Source organism: Hymenobacter translucens, from assembly GCF_020685205.1.
GTDB lineage: Bacteria > Bacteroidota > Bacteroidia > Cytophagales > Hymenobacteraceae > Hymenobacter > Hymenobacter translucens.
This window is the reverse complement of the sequence record NZ_JAJERB010000007.1, coordinates 249,470-268,368: the sequence shown is the minus strand read 5'-3', so window position 1 is coordinate 268,368 and position 18,899 is coordinate 249,470. Positions and strand designations below refer to the sequence as shown.

Annotated in this window: 18 protein-coding genes; 13 read left to right on the top strand and 5 right to left on the bottom strand. The window is 64.5% G+C overall.

What is annotated here, in order from left to right; genetic code table 11:
* Window positions 1-361 precede the first annotated feature (361 nt).
* From LJY25_RS16410 to LJY25_RS16380, 7 genes are all read left to right on the top strand, one after another.
* Window positions 362-925 (top strand): helix-turn-helix transcriptional regulator, encoded by a 564-nt coding sequence (locus LJY25_RS16410; protein ID WP_227609465.1) that lies wholly within the window; start codon window positions 362-364, stop codon window positions 923-925.
* 115 nt (window positions 926-1,040) lie between these two features.
* Window positions 1,041-1,457, top strand: a complete 417-nt coding sequence (locus tag LJY25_RS16405; protein ID WP_227609463.1) for a hypothetical protein — start codon at window positions 1,041-1,043, stop codon at window positions 1,455-1,457.
* Window positions 1,458-1,669: 212 nt separating this feature from the next.
* Window positions 1,670-2,671 (top strand): LLM class flavin-dependent oxidoreductase, encoded by a 1,002-nt coding sequence (locus LJY25_RS16400; RefSeq protein WP_227609462.1) that lies wholly within the window; start codon window positions 1,670-1,672, stop codon window positions 2,669-2,671.
* A gap of 107 nt (window positions 2,672-2,778) precedes the next feature.
* A complete protein-coding gene (locus tag LJY25_RS16395) occupies window positions 2,779-3,981 on the top strand; it encodes a dipeptidase (protein ID WP_227609460.1) in 1,203 nt (400 codons plus the stop codon).
* Between the two features lie 103 nt (window positions 3,982-4,084).
* Complete coding sequence (locus LJY25_RS16390) at window positions 4,085-5,146, top strand: endo-1,4-beta-xylanase (RefSeq protein ID WP_227609458.1); 1,062 nt, start codon at window positions 4,085-4,087, stop codon at window positions 5,144-5,146.
* Between the two features lie 134 nt (window positions 5,147-5,280).
* Window positions 5,281-5,574: a hypothetical protein gene (locus LJY25_RS16385; RefSeq protein WP_227609456.1), complete on the top strand. Its 294-nt coding sequence runs from the start codon at window positions 5,281-5,283 to the stop codon at window positions 5,572-5,574.
* A 231-nt stretch (window positions 5,575-5,805) separates the two neighbouring features.
* A complete protein-coding gene (locus LJY25_RS16380; RefSeq protein ID WP_227609454.1) occupies window positions 5,806-6,171 on the top strand; it encodes a response regulator transcription factor in 366 nt (121 codons plus the stop codon).
* A gap of 80 nt (window positions 6,172-6,251) precedes the next feature.
* Here the strand turns inward: LJY25_RS16380 and LJY25_RS16375 are convergent, their stop codons facing one another.
* A complete protein-coding gene (locus LJY25_RS16375; RefSeq protein WP_227609452.1) occupies window positions 6,252-6,395 on the bottom strand; it encodes a hypothetical protein in 144 nt (47 codons plus the stop codon).
* A 144-nt stretch (window positions 6,396-6,539) separates the two neighbouring features.
* Between LJY25_RS16375 and LJY25_RS16370 the strand changes: the two genes are divergently transcribed.
* The 5 genes from LJY25_RS16370 (at window position 6,540) to LJY25_RS16350 (ending at window position 14,178) form a co-directional block, all read left to right on the top strand.
* On the top strand, window positions 6,540-7,343 hold the full coding sequence (locus LJY25_RS16370; RefSeq protein ID WP_227609450.1) for a penicillin-binding transpeptidase domain-containing protein: 804 nt from the start codon (window positions 6,540-6,542) through the stop codon (window positions 7,341-7,343).
* Between the two features lie 142 nt (window positions 7,344-7,485).
* Entirely contained in the window at window positions 7,486-8,436 is a 951-nt protein-coding gene (locus LJY25_RS16365) for a sugar phosphate nucleotidyltransferase (protein WP_227609449.1), read from the top strand.
* Window positions 8,437-8,551: 115 nt separating this feature from the next.
* A complete protein-coding gene (locus LJY25_RS16360; protein WP_227609447.1) occupies window positions 8,552-11,893 on the top strand; it encodes a UTP--glucose-1-phosphate uridylyltransferase in 3,342 nt (1,113 codons plus the stop codon).
* Window positions 11,894-12,002: 109 nt separating this feature from the next.
* Window positions 12,003-12,911, top strand: coding sequence for a LysR family transcriptional regulator (locus tag LJY25_RS16355; RefSeq protein ID WP_227609445.1), 909 nt, complete (start codon window positions 12,003-12,005; stop codon window positions 12,909-12,911).
* A gap of 73 nt (window positions 12,912-12,984) precedes the next feature.
* A complete protein-coding gene (locus LJY25_RS16350) occupies window positions 12,985-14,178 on the top strand; it encodes a threonine synthase (protein ID WP_227609443.1) in 1,194 nt (397 codons plus the stop codon).
* A gap of 85 nt (window positions 14,179-14,263) precedes the next feature.
* On the opposite strand, the gene LJY25_RS16345 is transcribed toward LJY25_RS16350, so the two are convergent.
* Genes LJY25_RS16345 through LJY25_RS16335 form a run of 3 tightly spaced genes read right to left on the bottom strand, consistent with a single transcriptional unit; the run spans window position 14,264 to window position 16,652 of the window.
* Window positions 14,264-14,713, bottom strand: a complete 450-nt coding sequence (locus tag LJY25_RS16345) for a hypothetical protein (RefSeq protein ID WP_227609442.1) — start codon at window positions 14,711-14,713, stop codon at window positions 14,264-14,266.
* A 27-nt stretch (window positions 14,714-14,740) separates the two neighbouring features.
* Window positions 14,741-16,132, bottom strand: a complete 1,392-nt coding sequence (locus LJY25_RS16340; protein WP_227609440.1) for a M64 family metallopeptidase — start codon at window positions 16,130-16,132, stop codon at window positions 14,741-14,743.
* A gap of 4 nt (window positions 16,133-16,136) precedes the next feature.
* On the bottom strand, window positions 16,137-16,652 hold the full coding sequence (locus LJY25_RS16335) for a hypothetical protein (RefSeq protein WP_227609438.1): 516 nt from the start codon (window positions 16,650-16,652) through the stop codon (window positions 16,137-16,139).
* Between the two features lie 15 nt (window positions 16,653-16,667).
* Here LJY25_RS16335 and LJY25_RS16330 point away from each other — a divergent pair, with 15 nt between their 5' ends.
* The gene (locus LJY25_RS16330) at window positions 16,668-17,657 is read left to right on the top strand and encodes a M28 family peptidase (protein ID WP_227609437.1); all 990 of its coding nucleotides are present in this window, start codon (window positions 16,668-16,670) and stop codon (window positions 17,655-17,657) included.
* Here the strand turns inward: LJY25_RS16330 and LJY25_RS16325 are convergent, their stop codons facing one another.
* Complete coding sequence (locus LJY25_RS16325; RefSeq protein ID WP_227609435.1) at window positions 17,658-18,860, bottom strand: tetratricopeptide repeat protein; 1,203 nt, start codon at window positions 18,858-18,860, stop codon at window positions 17,658-17,660.
* Between the last annotated feature and the right edge of the window lie 39 nt (window positions 18,861-18,899).

Here is an 18,899-nt window from a genome sequence, read left to right as displayed (position 1 = left end):
GCCGGGGGTAGCCCCGGGCCAGAACAGGAGGGTAGCTGAGCGGGCAAACCCGGCGGGCAAAGCCGGTGAAAAGGCTTGGCTGACCAAACGAGCCGCGAGATGCGGCACTCCTGGGCCAGCCGCGGCGGCCCTCCCAGCGCATGCCCGCGCGGCTTCCGCCGCTCTTCCTGAAAAGATATTTGGGCCGGACCCGGTGCTACTGTGCCGCCGGCGTGCTAAGTTCGCAGCCTTACCGGGCCGGCTGCGGCGCTGTCAGGCGTGCCGGTCGTCTTGTCTCCTTATTCTTGCTAAACGATTCTAAGGAGACAACGTATTTGTCTCCTTAGTTGGTGATCCAAATAATAAGGAGACAACCTCACGTATGCCCCGTTCCCTGCGCGTGCCGGCCGTTCCGCACTACCTTGTCCTGGTCCGCGCGGGCCTGGGTTTAACCCAGGAGCAGCTGGCCGGCGCCCTGGGCGTATCGCGCGGGCTTATCACCAAAGTCGAAGCCGGGCAGCGCACCCTGCCCGCCCGGGCGGCCCACACCCTGGCCTGGCTGGCCCAGGCCCTGCCCCCGGCCCTACCCCCAAGCCCGTTTGCCCCGCCTACGGCGACCCCGCCACTGTCGGCCGACGAGCAGGCCGTGCTGCAGGACCGGGCCGGGGCCGTGGCGTATGAAATCCGGCAGCTGACCCGCCGCCTGGAGCGGGGGCAGGCCCGCACCCGTCGGGCCCAGGACTGGCTGCGGGCCGTGCCGGCGCTGCAGGCCACGCTGCCCGCCGACGAAGAAGGCCCGCGCCTGTGGCTGGCCGCCACTACCGCCGAGGCCGAAGCCGCCCTGGAAGGGGAGGGCCGGCCGGTGCTGCACCGTCTGCTCACGGCCCGGCTAACCGGCCTTCAGGCCGAGGCCGCCGCCCTGGCCACGGCGCTGGGCGGCAGCTGAAAAATAATTCAGGTGGGGAGTATTTGAATACTGAATAGCTATACTTAAGATTATGGTGTTCGGCTGGCTGGCCCCGCCCATCGGCTATCTTATTTCACCTTTAACGTGCGCTTATATGTCTTATTCAGTGAATTTACTTACCACCGTGGCCGAGTGCGACCAGGTGCTCAGCGAAGCCGCCGACGAGCGGGCCGAGCTGGAATTCCGGCAGGTTCAGCTGCAGCGCCTGCACAGCATGGGGACGGGTAAAGCCGCCGAGCTGCAGGTCGAGCTTACCGGGGCCACGTCCGAGTACAACACCCTGGCGGCGCTGCTGCCCGGAATGGCCGAGGGCAACGCCAAGAAGCGCAACGAGCGGGAGTACAAGCGGCTTGAGTACCGCATCTACGTGCTCACGCAGCAGCAAAGCAGCGGGCAGGGTGGCATCCTGACGCGGTTCAAGCGCCAGTACGAGCTGAACTGCCTGGCCCAGAGTCTGATTGAAAACAACACGCTTAAAACCGAGGTGGAGGCGCGGCGCGCGGCGCTCTAGGCAACGTTCCGCCACTACCAGCCCTTCGGGAGCTCCGCCGCGAGGGGGTGGGGCTGCCGAAGGGCTTTTTGCGTAGCCGCGGAAGGGGGAGAAGCGGCGGAAGCCGGGAACCTAAGCGTCAGCGGGCGGCTTTTCGTAGGACTACCCTGTTCGGGGGCGGCCCAAACAACCGCGCCGTCCGCCGGTTTTTACCGGCTTATCAGAAGTCAGACATGCAAAAGACAATAAAGGAGCTGCCCCTGTCGGTTCTCGACCTGGCCGCTATCCGCGAAGGCCACACGCCCGCCGACACGTTCCAGAACAGCCTGGACCTGGCCCGGCACGCGGAAGAGTGGGGCTACCGGCGCTACTGGCTGGCCGAGCACCACAACATGGCCAGCATTGCCAGCTCGGCCACCTCGGTGCTGATCGGCTTTATTGCCGGGGGCACGACCACCATCCGCGTGGGCTCGGGCGGCATCATGCTGCCCAACCACGCCCCGCTGGTGGTGGCCGAGCAGTTCGGCACCCTGGCTTCCCTCTATCCCGGCCGCATCGACCTGGGCCTGGGCCGGGCCCCGGGCACCGACCAGCGCACGGCCATGGCACTGCGCCGCGACATGCACGCGTCCGTCAACGACTTTCCCGAGCACGTGCAGGAGCTGCAGACCTACCTCTCGGCCGAAAACAAAACCAGCAGCGTGCGGGCCATTCCGGGCGAGGGGCTCGACATTCCAATCTGGCTGCTGGGCTCCAGCACCTACAGCGCCCAGCTGGCCGGAATGCTGGGGCTGCCCTTCGCCTTTGCCAGCCACTTTGCACCCACCCACCTGCACGCCGCCCTGCACCTGTACCACTCGTCGTTCCGGCCCTCGGCGCACCTTGCGGAGCCCTACGCCGCGGCCTGCGTGAACGTGGTGGCGGCCGACACCGACGCCGAGGCGGCCCGCATTGCCACCTCCTACCAGCAGTTTGCCCTGGGCATCATCCGGGGTACCCGCCACCCGCTGCCCCGCCCGGTGGACAGCATGGACGGGCTGTGGAGCGATATGGAAGAGGAAGCCGTGATGCAGATGGCCGCGTACGCCTTCGTGGGCGGGCCCGACCGGGTCGGGCAGCAGGTGCAGCGGTTCGTGGACGATACCCGGGTAAACGAGCTGCTGGTGGTGTCGCACATCTACGACCACGCCGCCCGGCTTCGGTCCTACGAACTCCTGGCCGGGCTGAAGCGGTAGCCGCGCGGCTTCGGCGGCCTTACCGGGCATTAGGCGCCGGCGGGAGGGGCTGCCGGGGGCGGATGTGCGCCCGATCCGCCATATTGCCGCTGATGCCGACGTCCGCCATGCCAACGACCACCCCAGCCGCGGAAGCCCGGCTGCAGACCCGGGCCCGCCTCCTGCACGAGCGGGCCTTCACGCTCGACTCCCACCAGGATACGCCCGGCAACCTGCTGCGCCCGGGCTTCGACCTCACCCACGACCACCGGCCCGACGAGAAAGCCCAGGTCGACCTGCCGAAGCTGCGGCGGGGCGGGCTCGACGCGGCCTTCTGGGCCGTGTACGTGGGGCAGGGGCCGCGCACCGCGGAAGGCTACGCTGCCATCCGGCAGGAGGTGGAAGCCCAGTTCCGCGTCATTGAGCAGGCACTACGGCACTACCCCCGCGAGCTGGCCCTGGCTACCTCCCCCGACCAGGCCCGCCGCATCCGCCGGGCCGGGCCCCGGGCCATCTTCATCGGGCTGGAAAACAGCTACCCCGTGGGGCTCGACCTGCGCTGGCTCGAAACCTACTACCGCCGCGGGGCCCGCTACGTCACGCTCTGCCACTCCTCCAACAACGACATCTGCGACTCGGCCACCGACCCCACCGGGCCCGAGCACCACGGCCTGAGCGACTTCGGCCGGGAAGCCATCCGCGAAATGAACCGCCTTGGCCTGATGGTCGACACCTCCCACACCTCCGACGATACCTTCTACGACTGCCTGGCCGGTTCCCGGGTGCCCATCATTGCCTCCCACTCCGGCTGCCGGGCCCTCAGCGACACGCCCCGCAACCTGTCCGACGCCATGCTCCGGGACCTTGCCCACGCCGGCGGGGTGGTGCAGGTAAACCTGTTCAGCCCCTACGTGAAGACCGAGGTGAAGTCCGCGGCCCGGCAGCAGGCGGAGGCGGCGTTCTGCGCGAAATGGGGACTGAAGACCTTTCTGAACGTGTACGCCCTGCCCGCCGCAGACCGTACCCCGGCCCTGGCGGAGTACGCCCGCCTGGAGGTCGACTTTCCGGTGCCGCTCAACACCGTGGCCGACGTAGCCGACCAGATCGACCACGTCGTGCAGCAGGCCGGCATCGACCACGTGGGCATCGGCTCCGACTTCGACGGGGGCAGCGTGCTCAACGGCCTGGCCGACGTGGGCGACTTTCCCAGCCTGACCCTGGAGCTGGTGCGCCGGGGCTACCGCGCCCGGGACCTCAACCGGATCTGGAGCGGCAACCTGTTCCGGGTGATGCGCACCGTGGCCCGGGGGAAAGTCCGCCCCGCCCGCTAAGGCGGGCAACCCGCCAGGTTGTATCTTCGGGCGACCCGGCGCCGGCTCAGCAGGAAGTACCTGCTGCAGCCGAAGCTGGCCCGGGTATTACGCGCTTTACGTTATGTCGACTTTCCGCTCCTTTGCCCGCCGCGCGCTCACCTTTGGTTTGCTGGCGGGCCTGGCCAACTGCGCCCCGGGGCTCGTGGCACCCCGGTCCACGGGCCTGGGCGGCATTGCCCCGTTCCCCATCGGGGTAAGCGTCTACGGCCCGACGCTGAAAAACAATCCCCGCTACCGCGAAGCCATCCTGCGCGACTTTAACAGCGTGACGGCAGAGGTGGAGATGAAGATGGGAGCCCTCAAGCCCGTCAGCGCTACCGAGTACAACTGGGAGGATGCCGACTACCTGGTAAAGTTTGCCAAGGACAACCGCATGCGCGTGCACGGCCACACGCTGATCTGGCACGTGGTGCAGCCGCGCTGGCTGGAAACCCTGCCCAACGACTCGGCCACCTGGGAAGCCGTAATGCGGGACCATATCCAGACCACCATACGTCACTTTAAAGGCGACGTGCACGCCTGGGACGTGGTGAATGAGGCCTACGAGACCAGCGGGGAGCTTTCGAATACGATGTGGCGCAAGCACCTGGGGCCCGGCTACGTGGCGCGGGCGTTCCGCTACGCCCGGGCCGCCGACCCCAAGGCCAAGCTGTTCTACAACGACTTCGATCTGGAAGGCGGCCCCAACAAGCTGAATGCCGTGCTCGTTCGCCTCGACGAGCTCAAGGCCCAGGGCGTGCCCATCGACGGGGTGGGCCTGCAGATGCACAGCTCCCTGACAACCCACACTCCCTCGGTAATCGATGCCCTGGAAAAGCTGGCTGCCCGCGGCTACCTGATTCACATCTCCGAGATGGACGTGGCAGTAAACCTTTACAACCTGCCTACCACCCGGGTGCTGACCCCGCAGCTGCTGGCCGACCAAAAGCAGAAGTACAAGGAGATAGTGGCCGCTTACCTGAAGATTCCGCGCCTGCAACAGTACGGCATTACCATGTGGGGCGTGCACGACGGACAGACCTGGCTGCGCGAGAACCGCCCGGAGTGGCCGCTGCTGCTCGACGACGACTTCAAGTACAAGCCTGCCTACGAGGGCTTTGTCGAAGCCCTGCGGGGAAAATAACGCCCGCGCTCCGGTGGGGCGCATTGCGCCGGCGGACGTATCTTTGCCGAAACAAACACTGCCGACGGCGGCCGCACCGCGTGGTCCGGGCCGTCCGCTTCCAGCCATTCGCCGGTAGCCCGCCGCTATTTACCATGAACCCTCCTCTGTTTCACCCCGGTCAGCAGATTGTCTGCACCAACGACGACTTTACCGTGCTCAAGGCCCAGAACCCGGCCATTGAGACGCCCAAGCGCGGCCCCATCTACACAGTGCGGGGCCTGTTCGACACCCACCGCGGCTACGGCCTCACGCTGCAGGAAATCAACAACGCCGGCGTGGCCCCGGGCTTCCCGGAGGCCAACTTCCACGAAAGCCGCTTTGCCGCGCTGCCCGACGTGGAGGAGGTGAGTCTGGCGGAGCTGATGGAAGAAACCGTGACGGCCTAACTGAAAAAGCCCCTCCCCGGAGGGGCTTTTTCGTGGTCGTTCGCCCGGGTTCTGCTGCCGGATCAGGCGGACGGCTGACCGCGCTGCCTCCGTACTTTTCCGCATAACTACTACTACTACTACTACTTACGTAATCATTCATACTGATCGGACCATAAATCCGTTTTTAGTCGGATGCGGCGAAAGGCGCGGCGTCCGAACTTTGGCAACTTCTCTTTACTCTGTTATGCTATGTGTGCTTATCGGGTCCTGATTGTCGAAGACGCGCCTATTGTCCGCCACGGGCTGGAACTGCACCTGCGGCAGTGGGGAGTTGAGCACATTGATACTGCCACTACCGGGCAGGAGGCGCTGGCCAAGCCGGAACGCCCCGACCTGCTCATCGTCAGCACGGCCCTGCCCGGCCACCCCGACGGCCTCGAAACTGCCCGCCTTCTGCAGCAGCAGAATCCTCCGGTGCCCGTGCTGCTGCTGCACGAGTCTACCAACCAGTCGGTGCCGGCTTACCGGCCGCCGCTCACGCGCTGCCACTGCCTGCCGAGCCCGCCCACCGTGGAAGAGCTCCACGCCAGCCTGGCTGAGGTGCTGCGCGGCTAAGTCTATCCGCCCCTTACACGCGAAAAGCCCCGGCTGCTTCAGGAGCAGTCGGGGCTTTTGATTCGGGGTCAAACCGCAAACTAGGGGTTGATGTGCTTCTGCTTCTGACGGCGGCGCTCCTGGTTTTGCTTTACGCGGCGGTGCAGGGCTTCGCGGGCAGTCTCGGTGCGCTCGGGCGTAGCGGGGGCGCTGTTCTCAGCGTCTTTAACGGTGTTCTTGGCCATGATGAAAATTATTGGGTTCTGCCCAAAGATACGCCGAGCAAATAACATAGCCAGCGGGAGCCGTACGGATAAGGCGGAGGCACCCCCGGAACCGGCTGCGGAGGAAATGCTAAACTTGCCTGCTGAACCTTATTTCCTGCTCTGATGCGCCGGCTTCTGTTACTGCTTCCTTTCCTGTTCCTGGCCGGTGCCGCGGCCCCGCCCGTAACGGAGCGGTCCTTTGCTGCCTACTTCGACACCTTCGGGCTGGAAGGCTCCTTTCTGCTGCTCGACGTGCAGTCCGGGCGGTACACGGCCTCCAACCTGAACCGCTGCCGGCAGGGGTTTCTGCCCGCCTCCACCTTTAAGATTCCCAATACGCTGATCGGGCTCGAAACCGGGGCCGTGCGCGACACCGCCGAGGTGTTCCGCTGGGACGGGGTAGTTCGTGACGTAGAGCCGTGGAACCACGACATGAGCTTTGGCCGGGCGTTGCGGGTGTCGTGCCTGCCGTGCTACCAGCAGCTGGCCCGGCGCATGGGTCCGGCAACCTACGATAAGTGGCTTCCCCTGCTTCAGTTCGGCCGTATGGTAATGACCCCGGCTACCGTCGACCGGTTCTGGCTTGAAGGCCCTTCCCGCATCACCCAGTTCGAGCAGATCGACTTTCTGCGCCGCCTGCAGAGCGGGAAGCTCCCCGTCAGCGCCCGCACCCTGCAGCTCACCACCGACATGCTGGTTTTGGCCCGGGGCAAGAACTGGACGCTGCGGGGCAAGACCGGCTGGACCCGGCAGGAGGGGCGCCACAACGGCTGGTTTGTGGGCTGGGTAGAGCAGCAGGGGCGGGTTTACCTGTTTGCCCTGAACGCCCAGCCCAAGAACAACGGCCCGGCTACCGACCGGTTTGTGCGCGGCCGCCGCGTCATTACCGAGCGGATTCTGCAGCGGGAATTCGGCCTGCTGAAGTAAGCGCCCGGCCGGCCCCCGGCACCGGCTACCATTTTTCAGCGTTTCTTTACAGGCCCGGCCTTCCCGGATTTGCGGCCCGCCTGAAGTGGCGGTCCGTGCCGGACCGGAAACCATTCCGGTGGGGCGTTATTCCTTCTCAGCTATGAAAATAAGAAAGGCGGTAATCACGGCAGCGGCGCGCGGCGCGCGGCTGTACCCCGTTGCCGATACGATTCAGAAAGCCATGCTCCCGGTGGTGGACGTGGATGGCCTACCCAAGCCGGTGCTGCAGATTGTGGCCGAGGAAGCCTTTGAAAGCGGGGTGGAAGAGCTGGCCGTAATCGTGGCTCCCGGCGACGGGGACCGGTACCGCGCCGCCTTCGGCTCCCTGCGCGACAACCTGGTGCACACCTACCAGGGCATCGACTGGGCCCGGCAGCAGGCCGGGAAAATCGACCACCTGCTTCGCCACACCCGGTTTGTGGAGCAGCCCGAGCCCCGGGGCTACGGGCACGCGGTCTTCTGCGCCCGGGAGTTCGTGGGCGACGAGCCGTTTCTGCTCATGCACGGCGACTACCTCTACGTGCCGGCGGTGCGGGGGCAGCGGTGCGCGGCCCAGCTGCTGGCGCTGGCCGGCGCGGAGGGCTGCGCGGTGTCGGCCGTAAATGCCACGCCCGAGCACCAGGTGGGCCGCTACGGCACGCTTACCGGCCAGCACCGGCCGGGCCGGACCGGGGTGTACCAGGTCGAGAAGATTATCGAGAAGCCGGCCCTGAGCACGGCCGAGCTGGAGCTGCAGACCCCCGGCCTGCGCATGGGCTACTACCTCTGCTTTTTCGGCATGCACGTCCTTACACCTGCTTTGTTTCCGATTCTGGACCGGCACCTCGCCGCCGGCGCCGACAGCCTGCTGCTGACCCCGGCGCTGCAGGAGCTGGCCGCGACTGGACCCTACCTGGCCCTGGAAGTGCAGGGCAGCCGCTACGACCTGAGTGCCCCCCAGGGGCTGCTCCGGGCCCAGCTGGCCCTGGGCCTGGCCGGCGAAGCCCAGGCCGAAACATTGTCGGCCGTGGTAGAGCTGCTGGCCGAAGCCAATGGCCGCCCGCGCCTATAACCAGTTGTCCGTTGTTCGTTGTCCGTTGTCAGGACAGGCGTAACCAAAACCGGACAACGAACAACTGACAACGAATAACTATCCAAGAGGCGCCAACCCGCGTTTCTGCTGCCCTATGAACGTCTTTGTAGAAACGATACTCGCCACCGACCCGGTCCTGCGTAATCGGTCGTTTTTCGACCTTAGCCGCCGGCTGCCGGCCCGGGAGCTGCTGCCGGCGCTGCGGGAGCTCGACGAGTTTCGCAAAACCACGCCCAGCCTTTACGACAAGGTGCGGGCCATCCTGTTTCTGTACGCGGGCTTCCGGTTTTTCCTGCAGGAGTCGGCCGAGGTGCCGGCGGTGGGCCGCATTCCCTACGCCGGCTTCGAGGACCTTTTGGGGCGCCGCTTCGAGCAGGCCATCCGCACGTTTCTGGGCGAGCTGGACCGGCACGGGCCCAACGCCACGCTGTTCAGCGCCCTGGCCGACAGCTACCACCACCTCTCGTTTCAGATTCTGGCCGACCAGGTGCGCAAGAGCGTGCGCTCCAGCAAGGGCAACCAGTGGATGTTCCGGGTCGGGCACCAGGACGAGCACCCGATCCGCCTGCACCCGGCTTTGCTGCGCCGGGAGGAAGGCGCCCTGTTCTTCCCCGTGCTGCACGAGCACACCGCCGTACGCATGGACCTTACCCACAGCGGCTGGTCCGACATCTTTTTCCTGGGCATGGACTACCCCGAGGGTGCCCGGGTGCTCAACCTGAGCATCGACCTGGGCGTGTTCGGGCGCGATGCCGACATCCGTCCGCCCCTGCACTCGTACGTGCGGGTGGTGCCCGAGCCGGTTTTGCGCCTGACCAGCATCGACCTGAACACCACCAAGGACATCACTGACCTGGCCGACCTGTTCAACTTCGGCAACGACTACCTGAGTCTGGTGAAAGCCGGCGTTATTGCCTCCGGGCTGATTCCGCCGTCATTTGAGGGCACGGGCCAGTCCCTGCCGGCCATCCTGGCGCGCATCGTGGGGCCGGGCATGGGACTGGAGCTCGTGACCAAGGTCAACGACATTCCAAAAGGCTCCCGCTTTGCCGTGTCGACCAACCTGCTGGGTTCGATTATCAGCCTGCTGATGCGGGCTACGGGCCAGACCAAAAGCCTGACCGATGGGCTGCAGGAGTCGGAGCGGCGGCTGGTAGCCTCGCGGGCCATTCTGGGGGAGTGGATCGGCGGCTCGGGCGGGGGCTGGCAGGACTCGGGTGGCGTGTGGCCGGGTATCAAGGCTATTCAGGGCACGTTTGCCCAGGCCGGCGACCCGGAGTTCGGCGTCAGCCGGGGCACGCTGCTGCCCCGGCACCGCGTGCTCGAAGGCGCCGACGTGCATCCCGAAATCGGGGAGCGGATCATGAACTCCCTGGTCTTGATGCACGGGGGCATGGCCTCGAACGTGGGCCCGATTCTGGAAATGGTTACCGAGAAGTACCTGCTCCGGGGCGAGCAGGAGTCGGCGGCCCGGCAGCAAACCAACGAGGTGTTCGACAACATCCTGGCCGCCATCCGCGAAGGCGACGTGCAGAAGCTGGGCGCCAACACTGCCCGCAACTTCGCCGGACCCATCAAAACCATCATTCCCTGGGCGTCCACCTACTTCACCGAGCAGCTGATTGCCAAGGCTAAAAAGGAGTTCGGGGCCGACTACTACGGCTTTCTGATGCTGGGCGGGATGTCGGGCGGGGGCATGGGCATGTTCGTGAACCCCGCGCGGTACACCGAGTACAAGCAGCGGGTGCTCGAGCTGCTCCGGACCACCAAGCAGGAGCTGTCCGACGCGCTGCCGTTTGCCATGGAGCCGGTGGTCTACGACTGGCGCATTAACCACCGGGGCACCTGGGCGACATTGCACGAGGGCAAAGACGCGCTGATGCCCGAGCCCTACTACGCCATTCAGGTGGCCGGGCTGGTGAAGAAAGCTCCCGCCGAGGTTTCCTACCTGCGCCGGGCCGAAATCGACTTTTTCACGACGCATTGCCAGCACAACAACCTCGCTTATCCGCTGCTGCGCACCATCGTCAGCAACCTGTTTCAGGTGTCGGACCCCACGGTGCAGGGCAACCGCAGCGTGGAAAACGAGAAAGCCGCGGCCATCAAAGAGGAAAACGGCTTCGACTACATCCAGCACGAAGACATCCGCCAGGACCTGCAGAAGGGCCGCATCGGCTTGTCGCGCAACCGCCTCGCCGCCGAAACCTCGATTGAGGACGTGCGCCCCGCCGACGTGGTGCAGTTGGCCGACGTGCCGGCTGACGCGCGCAAAGCGGGGGAAGAGGCCATCCGGGCCGGGGAGGTGGCCGTGCTGAGCCTCGCCGCCGGCGTGGGCAGCCGCTGGACCAAGGGTGCCGGCGTAATCAAGGCGCTGAACCCCTTCGTGGAAATCAGCGGGCAGCACCGCAGCTTTCTGGAGATTCATCTGGCTAAAACCCGACGCGTGGCCCAAGCCTACGGCGCGGTGATTCCCCACCTGGTAGCAACGAGCTACCTGACCCACGCGCCGATCCGCCGCCACCTGGAGCAAACCCAAAACTACGGCTACGCCGGGCCGGTGCTTTTGTCGGCAGGGCGCAGCATCGGGCAGCGGTTTGTGCCCATGGAGCGGGACCTGCGCTTTCTGTGGGAGGAGATGCCCCAGGAAACGCTCGACGACAACAAGCAGAAGGTGCGCGACGCGGTGCGCGGCAGCATGATTGCCTGGGCCAAAACGAAAGGGGAGGGCAGCGACTATGTCGACAACATTGCCGCCCAGCGGTTTTCGCCCCTGGGGCACTGGTACGAGGTGTCGAACCTGCTGCGCAACGGCACCCTGGCCCGCCTGCTGCGCGAACAGCCCGCCGTCCGGACGCTCATGCTCCACAACATCGACACGCTAGGCGCCGACGTGGACGCCGCCGCCCTGGGCTACCACCGGGCGGCCGGCAACGTGCTCACCTTCGAGGTGGTGCCCCGCCGCATCGAGGACCGGGGTGGGGGACTGGCCCGCGTGAACGGGCAGGTACGCCTGCTTGAAGGGCTGGCCCAGCCCCGGGAAGAAGACGAGCTGGCGCTGAGCTACTACAACACCATGACTACCTGGATTGAGGTCGACCCGCTGCTAAGCCTGTTTGGCCTGACGCGGGAGGATCTGCAGCGCAGCGACGACAACCTGCTGGCCAAGAGCGTGCGGCGGGTAGCCCAGCGTATTCCCACCTACGTGACCATCAAGGACGTGAAGTATCGCTGGGGCCATGGGCAGGAGGACATCTACCCGGTAGCCCAGATCGAGAAGCTGTGGAGCGATATGTCGGCCCTGCCCGACGTGCGCTGCGGCTACCTGGTGGTGCCCCGGCCCCGCGGGCAGCAGATGAAGGACCCCGCCCAGCTCGACGCCTGGGTGACTGACGGCAGCAAAGACCACGTAGCCGCGCTGGGGCAGTTTGATTTTTAGTTGTCAATTGTCAGTTGATAGTTGTCGGTTGGCAGTTGTTGTTTTTTGGTCTTGCTTTAAATCGATTGACTAACAACAGACAACTATCAACTGCCAACTACCTTTCCCCATGCTCTCCCACAAGCACGAAATCTTCCTGGAGGTGGCCCGGCTGCTGAGCTTTACCAAGGCCAGCCAGACGCTGTTTATCAGCCAGTCGGCCATCAGCAAGCAGGTCAAGGCGCTGGAGGAGTTCTACAAAACCGGCCTGTTCGAGCGGCTCGGCAACACGGTGGCCCTCACACCGGCCGGGCGCCTGTTGTACCAGAAGCTGCTGCTGGCCAAGCAGCTTCAGCACGAGCTGCACCAGGAGTTCAGCACCCTCAGCGCCGACTTCTCACCCCAGGTGCGGATGATGGTGGGCGCCAGCACCACGATTTCCTTGTACGTGCTGCCCCCGGTGTTGTCGGCTTACCTGCAGCAGCATCCCAACACCCAGCTGACCCTGCGCAACCGCAACAGCGAAAACATCCTGCGGGCTTTGCTCGACCACGAAATCGACCTGGGCATCATCGAGGGCATCAACAAGGTGAGCACCGTGAGCTACACGCCCCTGCTCACCGACGCCGTAGTGGCCGTGTGCTCGGCCCGCAACCTGCTGGGGCAGCGGGAGCTGCGCGCCGCCGACCTGCGCACCGTTCCGCTGGCATTGCGCGAATCAGGCTCCGGCACGCTGGCGGTACTGGAAGCGGAGCTCGTCCGCCACGGCCTGAAGCTGCTCGACCTGCCGGTGCGGGTGCGGCTGGGCGGCACCGAGGCCCTCAAGAACTTTGTGCGCGTCGACGACTCCTGCCTGGCGTTTCTGCCCCGGCAGGCCGTGGTGAAGGAGCTGATAACCGGGGAGCTGGTAGAGGTCCGGATTGCCGACCTGAGCATGAGCCGGGAGTTTCACTTCATTCAGCGCAAGGGCACCGAAAACAACATGCCCTACAAGGATTTCATCCGGTTTACCAAGCGGCATTATGCCAATAGGGAATAGCCGATTCCATATTGCTATTTGATTTACGCATAGAGAGTTTCCTACTTGCCGGCTCGTTCCACCTCTGCCAGCTATGTCAACTCTCACCGAAACCATCAGCCGCGTCACGGAGCTTCAGTGCTCGTCCTGCGGCAAGTCCTATTCCGCTTTTGTTCCGCAAACGATTGCAGCCTGCTGCGGCCTGCCGCTGCTGGTGCGCTACGACCTGCATGAGCCCCTTTCCCGTGCGAGCATCAACCCCGCCGAGGGCAGCATGTGGCGCTACCGGGAACTGCTGCCCCTGCTCGACGACGAAAATCGGGTAAGCCTCGGCGAAGGCTTTACCCCGCTGCTCACCCTTGGTTCCCTGGCCGCCCGCTACGATCTGCGTTCCGTGGTGCTCAAGGACGAAGGACAGAACCCCACCGGCTCGTTCAAGGCCCGGGGCCTGAGCATGGCCGTTTCGAAAGCAAAGGAACTGGGTGCCCCGGGCTGCATTATTCCCACCGCCGGCAATGCGGGCGTGGCGCTGGCCGCCTATTGTGCCAAGGCCGGCCTGCCCGCCGTGGTGGCCATGCCCCGGCACACGCCCAATGCCTTTAAGGAAGAGTGCTACTGGTACGGGGCCGAGGTGCAGCTGATCGACGGCCTTATCAACGACTGCGCCGCCTGGGTGCGGCAGGTGAACGCGGACCGGCAGCTGCTCGACGTGTCGACGCTCAAGGAGCCGTACCGCATCGAGGGCAAGAAAACCATGGGCTACGAAATTGCCGAGCAGCTCGGCTGGCAGCTGCCCGACGTGATTCTGTATCCCGCCGGGGGCGGCACGGGGCTGATCGGCATCTGGAAAGCTTTCCAGGAAATGAAAGCCCTGGGCTGGCTGGCGCCCGAAGTCCGGCTGCCGCGCATGGTGGCCGTGCAGGCCGCCAACTGCTGCCCGCTGATTGAAACCTATCTGGGCCGGCAGGCCAATTCCCACCACTACGTTGGAATGCCCACCATTGCCAACGGACTGGCCGTGCCGCGCCCTTTAGGTGAACCCTTGATGCTGGAGGTGCTGCACGAGTCGCAGGGCACCGCCGTCAGCATCACCGACGACGAGATGGTGGACGGCATGCGGGAGCTGGGCCGGCTCGAAGGGCTGTTTGTGGCCCCCGAAGGTGCCGCCGTGTGGATGGCTGCCCGCAAGCTCCTGGCTACCGGCTGGCTCCGCGCCGACGAGCAGATCCTGCTGCTCAACACCGGCTCCGGGCAGAAGTACCTCGACAACGTGCTGGGCCGCTACTAGCCGCGCCCGGTATTTATTCCGCCTTTGCTAGCACAAAAAAGACCGCTCCTGCTGGGGCGGTCCTTTTTTATAAGTAGCAGTTGTTTTACCACACTTTCCACCAAGGTTTCTTTATTACCTGATCTTGAGGATATGCCTCTTCCATCGGTTTTAATCTACCATTTATAGGGAATAGAGCTGGGGTCTGAACATTTGGGTTGAAGAAGCCCACCTGATGCTTCTGCGCAAGCTGGTAGGCCATTTCGTTAGCCTCCTTAGCAAGTGACCAACTGAAACATGCATATATGACTGCGCGGCCGACACTGTAATCTGTTTCGTAATCACTCTTCGTATCCTGAGTTGCGTCGTCGCCATTCAGGTCTGGGAATGTTAGCATCATTTCCATTAGCCAAGCCCGGAGTTCAGGAGTCGTTACGGACGAATTGTCATAGCTATGGTCTTCGGTAAATTGTGTTTGCGCTTCATACCAGCCTGTAAAGTCAGTCCTTGTTTTCGAAGCAGCAACTGGATCAAAGACCATCAGATCATAACTCATCTGGCGACAGCTTCGAATTCCTAAACTCTACTCCTTCGTAATCTGCCGGCTGGCCCGGCTACCGTTGATGTCGAGCACGAGCAGGTACTGCCCGGCGCGCTGCATACCGGCTCCGGCGGCGCTGAGGTGATACTCATAGGAGCCGGCGGCCTGGGTTTCCCGGGTCAGGGACTTGATTTTCCGGCCGTTGAGGTCGTACACGGCCAGCTCTACCTTTGAGGCACGGGGCAGCTTGTATTCGACGTTCAGGAACTGCCCGGCGGGGTTGGGGAACACGGCAATCTTGTACTCGCTTTGCTCGGCCGAAATCCGCACCCCGGTTACCGTGTTGTTCACGACCCATTCCACCCGGTACACGTGCTGCACAAAGTGGGTGTTGTTGCGGGTAAGGGCCGTGGTATCCACGATTTCGGCCTGAATGGTATTACTGCCGGCGGCCAGGGAAGCCAGGGGCACGTTCACCGCGCCGGCGTTGCGCCGGAAGATGGTGCCGTTGCGCTTCCAGGTTACTTTCAGCGTGTTCGGGTTGGGCTGCACCAGGCTCAGGGCGAAGGGCAGGTCCTGGGTGGGGGCATTTACGGTGAGGGCAGCCGGCTGATAGGACGCCAGCGGGGGCTGCAGGCTGTGAATCCGCTCCACGAAGGTTTCGCGGCAAACCGGGCAGAAAGGAGCCCCCAGATTTTGCATCTTACAGTTCTGGTGGGGGTGAAACCAGTTGTTCGGGCCGCCGATGTAGGGATAGATGCCGACGCCGCCGGTATTCATCCAGTTCGCCCACCGGACCACGGCCGGGTTGGTCTGCTGGGTCATGTTGGCCGTTTCGCGGGCGTACTGCGGCCCCGCCCAGTACTCGTCCGACAGCCCCGCGAACGAGTGGCCGATTTCGTGGATACTGACCTCGTTGGCGCTGGGATGGGTGGAGGAAGTGGCGTTTACCCCACCCGAGCCCCCGTAGAATGCCGAGTTCACCAGAATAAAGGCCTGATCGTAGAGCGGCAGGTTCGATGCCAGCACCGCTCCGATGTTCCGGGTCGGCACCAGCAGGCGGTGAATGCCGAAGGAGTCGAACGACGAGCCGAAGTAGTTGTTGACTGTGGCCGCCGGCTGGGTGCCGCAGTCGGTGAGGCTACGGGCGTGGGTGGCTCCCGACTGCGCCGAGGGCACGCGCACAGCGTACACGTTGAAGTAGCTGCGGTACTCGCGGAAAGGCGTCTGGCTGAACATGTCGTTCATCACCCGGGTGGCATCCACGATAAACTGGGCCTGCTCACTGGCCTGGTAGCCATCGGCCAGAAACACCAGGTTGATCTGCCGGCGCATGGGGCCGTTGTTCATCAGCGTATCCACCGGAAACTGCTGGGCCTGGCTAAGCTGAGCCAACACGAGCAGGGCGCTGAACAAGAGTAAGGCTTTCTTCATAGCATTAAAGTTTGCTGGGAAACGGGAGGTCAATAACAGTGGCGGGCTGCTGGGCCCGCACCTCCGCTACGCGGAGGAATGCGGCGCCGGGTTCCCGGCGCAGGCGAACAAAAAACTCGGCTTCGGGCAGCTGCACTGCTTTGCGGGCCAGGGCGCCGGCCTCGGTCTGGTACTCGACGTCTTTCAGCAGGGGATGCTCGACCCGGGCCGAGGCCAGAACCCGGCGGCTGGCGTCCAGCTCGGATACTTCCAGGTAATTCGGCCCGAGAGGCTGGTTGAGCGGTTGCTTCAGCGCTCCGGCCGCAGTTTTCGTATCTAGCAGCTCCACCTGCAGCGGGCCCTGCCCGGTGGAGCGGGCCCGGAAGATCAGAAATACTACCGTCGGGGCTTCCGCCGTGGCCGGAGTGCTGAGCGGCTGGTATGAATAAGCCGGCCGGCTGCACGCCGCCAGCAGGGGCAGGGCCGGCAGCAAACAACGTAAAAACCTGGGAAACCAGAACATAGGTCGAATATACACCATTGCGGGCAGGTAAAGATGGCAGCATATTCCGGCATTCGAAAGCTACTGTGGGGCCTGCTGGGCGGGGCTCTGCTTGTTTTTGGCGCCTGGCGCCTCTACGCCGCGTATAAGGCGTCGCATCCTTTCCCCCCTATTCCGATGACGACCAAAGCCCAGCCGGCCCGACTGCACGACGACGTGGCCTTCCTCACCGGTCTGCAGCCGGCCCGCAACTACCGCAACCTGACGTCCCTCAACCAGGCCGCCGACTACGTGCGCCGGGAGTTTGAGAAGTTGGGACTCAAGGTCGAAGAGCAAACCTACCAGGCCGATGGCCGCACCTACCGCAACATTATCACGTCCCTGGGTCCGCCCGACGCGGAGCGTATCGTTGTGGGAGCCCACTACGACGTGTGCGGCGACCAGCCCGGGGCCGACGACAACGCCAGTGCCGTGGCTGGCCTGCTGGAAACCGCCCGCCTGCTGCACGCGCAGCAGCCCCGATTAAAGCACCGCCTCGACCTGGTGGCGTATCCGCTGGAAGAGCCGCCTTACTTTGCCACCGACCAGATGGGCAGCGCCGTGCACGCCAAATCCCTGCACGACGCCGGGGTGAAGGTGCGGGCCATGATCTGCTACGAAATGATTGGCTACTTCCGCGACGAGCCCGGCTCCCAGAACTTTCCCAACCCCCTGCTTGCCGCGCTGTATCCCGATACCGGCAACTTCATTACCGTGGTGGGCAAAATGGGGCAGGAAAGCATTGTAAGCCGGATCAAGGACCTGATGAAGGCCAACTCCGCTATCGACGTGCAAAGCATCAACCTGCCCGAAAGTATGGGCCTGGCCGGCCTCTCCGACCACCGCAACTACTGGCGCTACGGCTACGAGGCCGTGATGATCAACGACACGTCCTTTCTGCGCAACCCCAACTACCACCAGAGCACCGATACCATCGACACCCTCGACTTTAAGCGGATGGCTGAAGTAGTGAACGGCGTGTACGCGGCAATCCTGGGGCTGTAGCTAGTTGCGCAGCGCCATAAGCCATACGTAGGCGAGTGAGCCCAGCAAAAAGCCGCTGAAGACGGTGCCACTGCCGGCAACGCCCAGCGCCGTAAGCACCACCGCCAGCAGGCCAACGGCCGCTAGCGCGTACCCAAACCACATCGACTGCCGGCGCCGGTCGGGCCGCCACATGCGCTGCGTACCAACGAGCGGAAACAGCAAAGCCAGCGCCACCATGCCGCCGACCGTGAAGGTTTCGATGCCGGTGCCATACCCGGCGCCCAGCAGCAGCAGGCCGGCAAGCGACAGGGCCAGAAAGTGGTTGGAGTCCGTCGTGTCCTTGGCATTCAGGGCAAAGCGGCCGTACCGGTTAAAGCGCAGCAGGGAGTTGAACAGCGGCTCGGCAAACCAGCTCATGTACACCAGCAGCAGGTACAGCGGCATCAGCCCGGGCACCACCCGCGAGAGCAGAAACAGCCCGATAAACATACCCTGCCGGGCGCCATTGCTCAGCGTCTGCGTCCACACGCTGAACCGGTAGAAGCCATTGTAAAGCCAGAAACGCGCCTTCAGCGCCTCCACGAGTCCTTCGCGGGCGTAGTCGGACTCAGGGTCGAGCCGCAGGGCTTCCTTGAAGTGCCGGGCGGCTTCTTTGGCCCGGCCCCGCTCCAGCGCCACCCAGCCCAGGTCGGCGTGGGTACCGGCGTCGGTCGGGCTCTGGCGCAAAGCTTCGTCGAAGTCGGCCTCGGCTTCGTCGCGCCGGCCCAGGCGGGCCAGGCAGCGGGCCCGCAGCCCCAGGCAGTCGACGTGGGTAGGGTCAGCCGCGAGGCCGGCTTCGGCCGCCCGCAGCGCCGCGTGCAGCTGCCCCTGCTGAAAGCGGATCTGACCAAGAATATGCTGGAAGTCGGCGTCCTCGGGGTCAAGCGTCAGGGCCTGCTCGATGGCCTCCAGGGCGGCGTGTAGATCGTGCTGCCGATGCAGGGCCAGGCTCAGCACGTAGAAGGCAAAGCTGTTTTCGGGGTCGAGGTGAATGGCCTGCTGGGCACTGGCCTGCGCCTGCGCCGGGTGGTTCTGCCCCAGCAGCGCCAATGCCAGCAGGCAGTGCAGGTAGCTGTGGTCGGGGTCGTCGCGCAGCAGGCGGCGCGCTTCCTGCTCGGCATCCTGGGGCCGCTTGTGCTGCAGCAGGAGCTGCACCCGGCTGATATTGGGAAAAGTCGACATAAAGGAATGCGGGGTCGCGTAAACAGTGGGTATTCAAAG

What these genes read in the sequence shown, in the direction of transcription:
- LJY25_RS16410 (WP_227609465.1), top strand. Translation starts at nt 362, where the DNA reads ATGCCCCGTTCCCTGCGCGTGCCGGCCGTTCCGCACTACCTTGTCCTG.
- LJY25_RS16405 (WP_227609463.1), top strand. Translation starts at nt 1,041, where the DNA reads ATGTCTTATTCAGTGAATTTACTTACCACCGTGGCCGAGTGCGACCAG.
- LJY25_RS16400 (WP_227609462.1), top strand. Translation starts at nt 1,670, where the DNA reads ATGCAAAAGACAATAAAGGAGCTGCCCCTGTCGGTTCTCGACCTGGCC.
- LJY25_RS16395 (WP_227609460.1), top strand. Translation starts at nt 2,779, where the DNA reads ATGCCAACGACCACCCCAGCCGCGGAAGCCCGGCTGCAGACCCGGGCC.
- LJY25_RS16390 (WP_227609458.1), top strand. Translation starts at nt 4,085, where the DNA reads ATGTCGACTTTCCGCTCCTTTGCCCGCCGCGCGCTCACCTTTGGTTTG.
- LJY25_RS16385 (WP_227609456.1), top strand. Translation starts at nt 5,281, where the DNA reads ATGAACCCTCCTCTGTTTCACCCCGGTCAGCAGATTGTCTGCACCAAC.
- LJY25_RS16380 (WP_227609454.1), top strand. Translation starts at nt 5,806, where the DNA reads ATGTGTGCTTATCGGGTCCTGATTGTCGAAGACGCGCCTATTGTCCGC.
- LJY25_RS16375 (WP_227609452.1), bottom strand. Translation starts at nt 6,395, where the DNA reads ATGGCCAAGAACACCGTTAAAGACGCTGAGAACAGCGCCCCCGCTACG.
- LJY25_RS16370 (WP_227609450.1), top strand. Translation starts at nt 6,540, where the DNA reads ATGCGCCGGCTTCTGTTACTGCTTCCTTTCCTGTTCCTGGCCGGTGCC.
- LJY25_RS16365 (WP_227609449.1), top strand. Translation starts at nt 7,486, where the DNA reads ATGAAAATAAGAAAGGCGGTAATCACGGCAGCGGCGCGCGGCGCGCGG.
- LJY25_RS16360 (WP_227609447.1), top strand. Translation starts at nt 8,552, where the DNA reads ATGAACGTCTTTGTAGAAACGATACTCGCCACCGACCCGGTCCTGCGT.
- LJY25_RS16355 (WP_227609445.1), top strand. Translation starts at nt 12,003, where the DNA reads ATGCTCTCCCACAAGCACGAAATCTTCCTGGAGGTGGCCCGGCTGCTG.
- LJY25_RS16350 (WP_227609443.1), top strand. Translation starts at nt 12,985, where the DNA reads ATGTCAACTCTCACCGAAACCATCAGCCGCGTCACGGAGCTTCAGTGC.
- LJY25_RS16345 (WP_227609442.1), bottom strand. Translation starts at nt 14,713, where the DNA reads ATGAGTTATGATCTGATGGTCTTTGATCCAGTTGCTGCTTCGAAAACA.
- LJY25_RS16340 (WP_227609440.1), bottom strand. Translation starts at nt 16,132, where the DNA reads ATGAAGAAAGCCTTACTCTTGTTCAGCGCCCTGCTCGTGTTGGCTCAG.
- LJY25_RS16335 (WP_227609438.1), bottom strand. Translation starts at nt 16,652, where the DNA reads ATGGTGTATATTCGACCTATGTTCTGGTTTCCCAGGTTTTTACGTTGT.
- LJY25_RS16330 (WP_227609437.1), top strand. Translation starts at nt 16,668, where the DNA reads ATGGCAGCATATTCCGGCATTCGAAAGCTACTGTGGGGCCTGCTGGGC.
- LJY25_RS16325 (WP_227609435.1), bottom strand. Translation starts at nt 18,860, where the DNA reads ATGTCGACTTTTCCCAATATCAGCCGGGTGCAGCTCCTGCTGCAGCAC.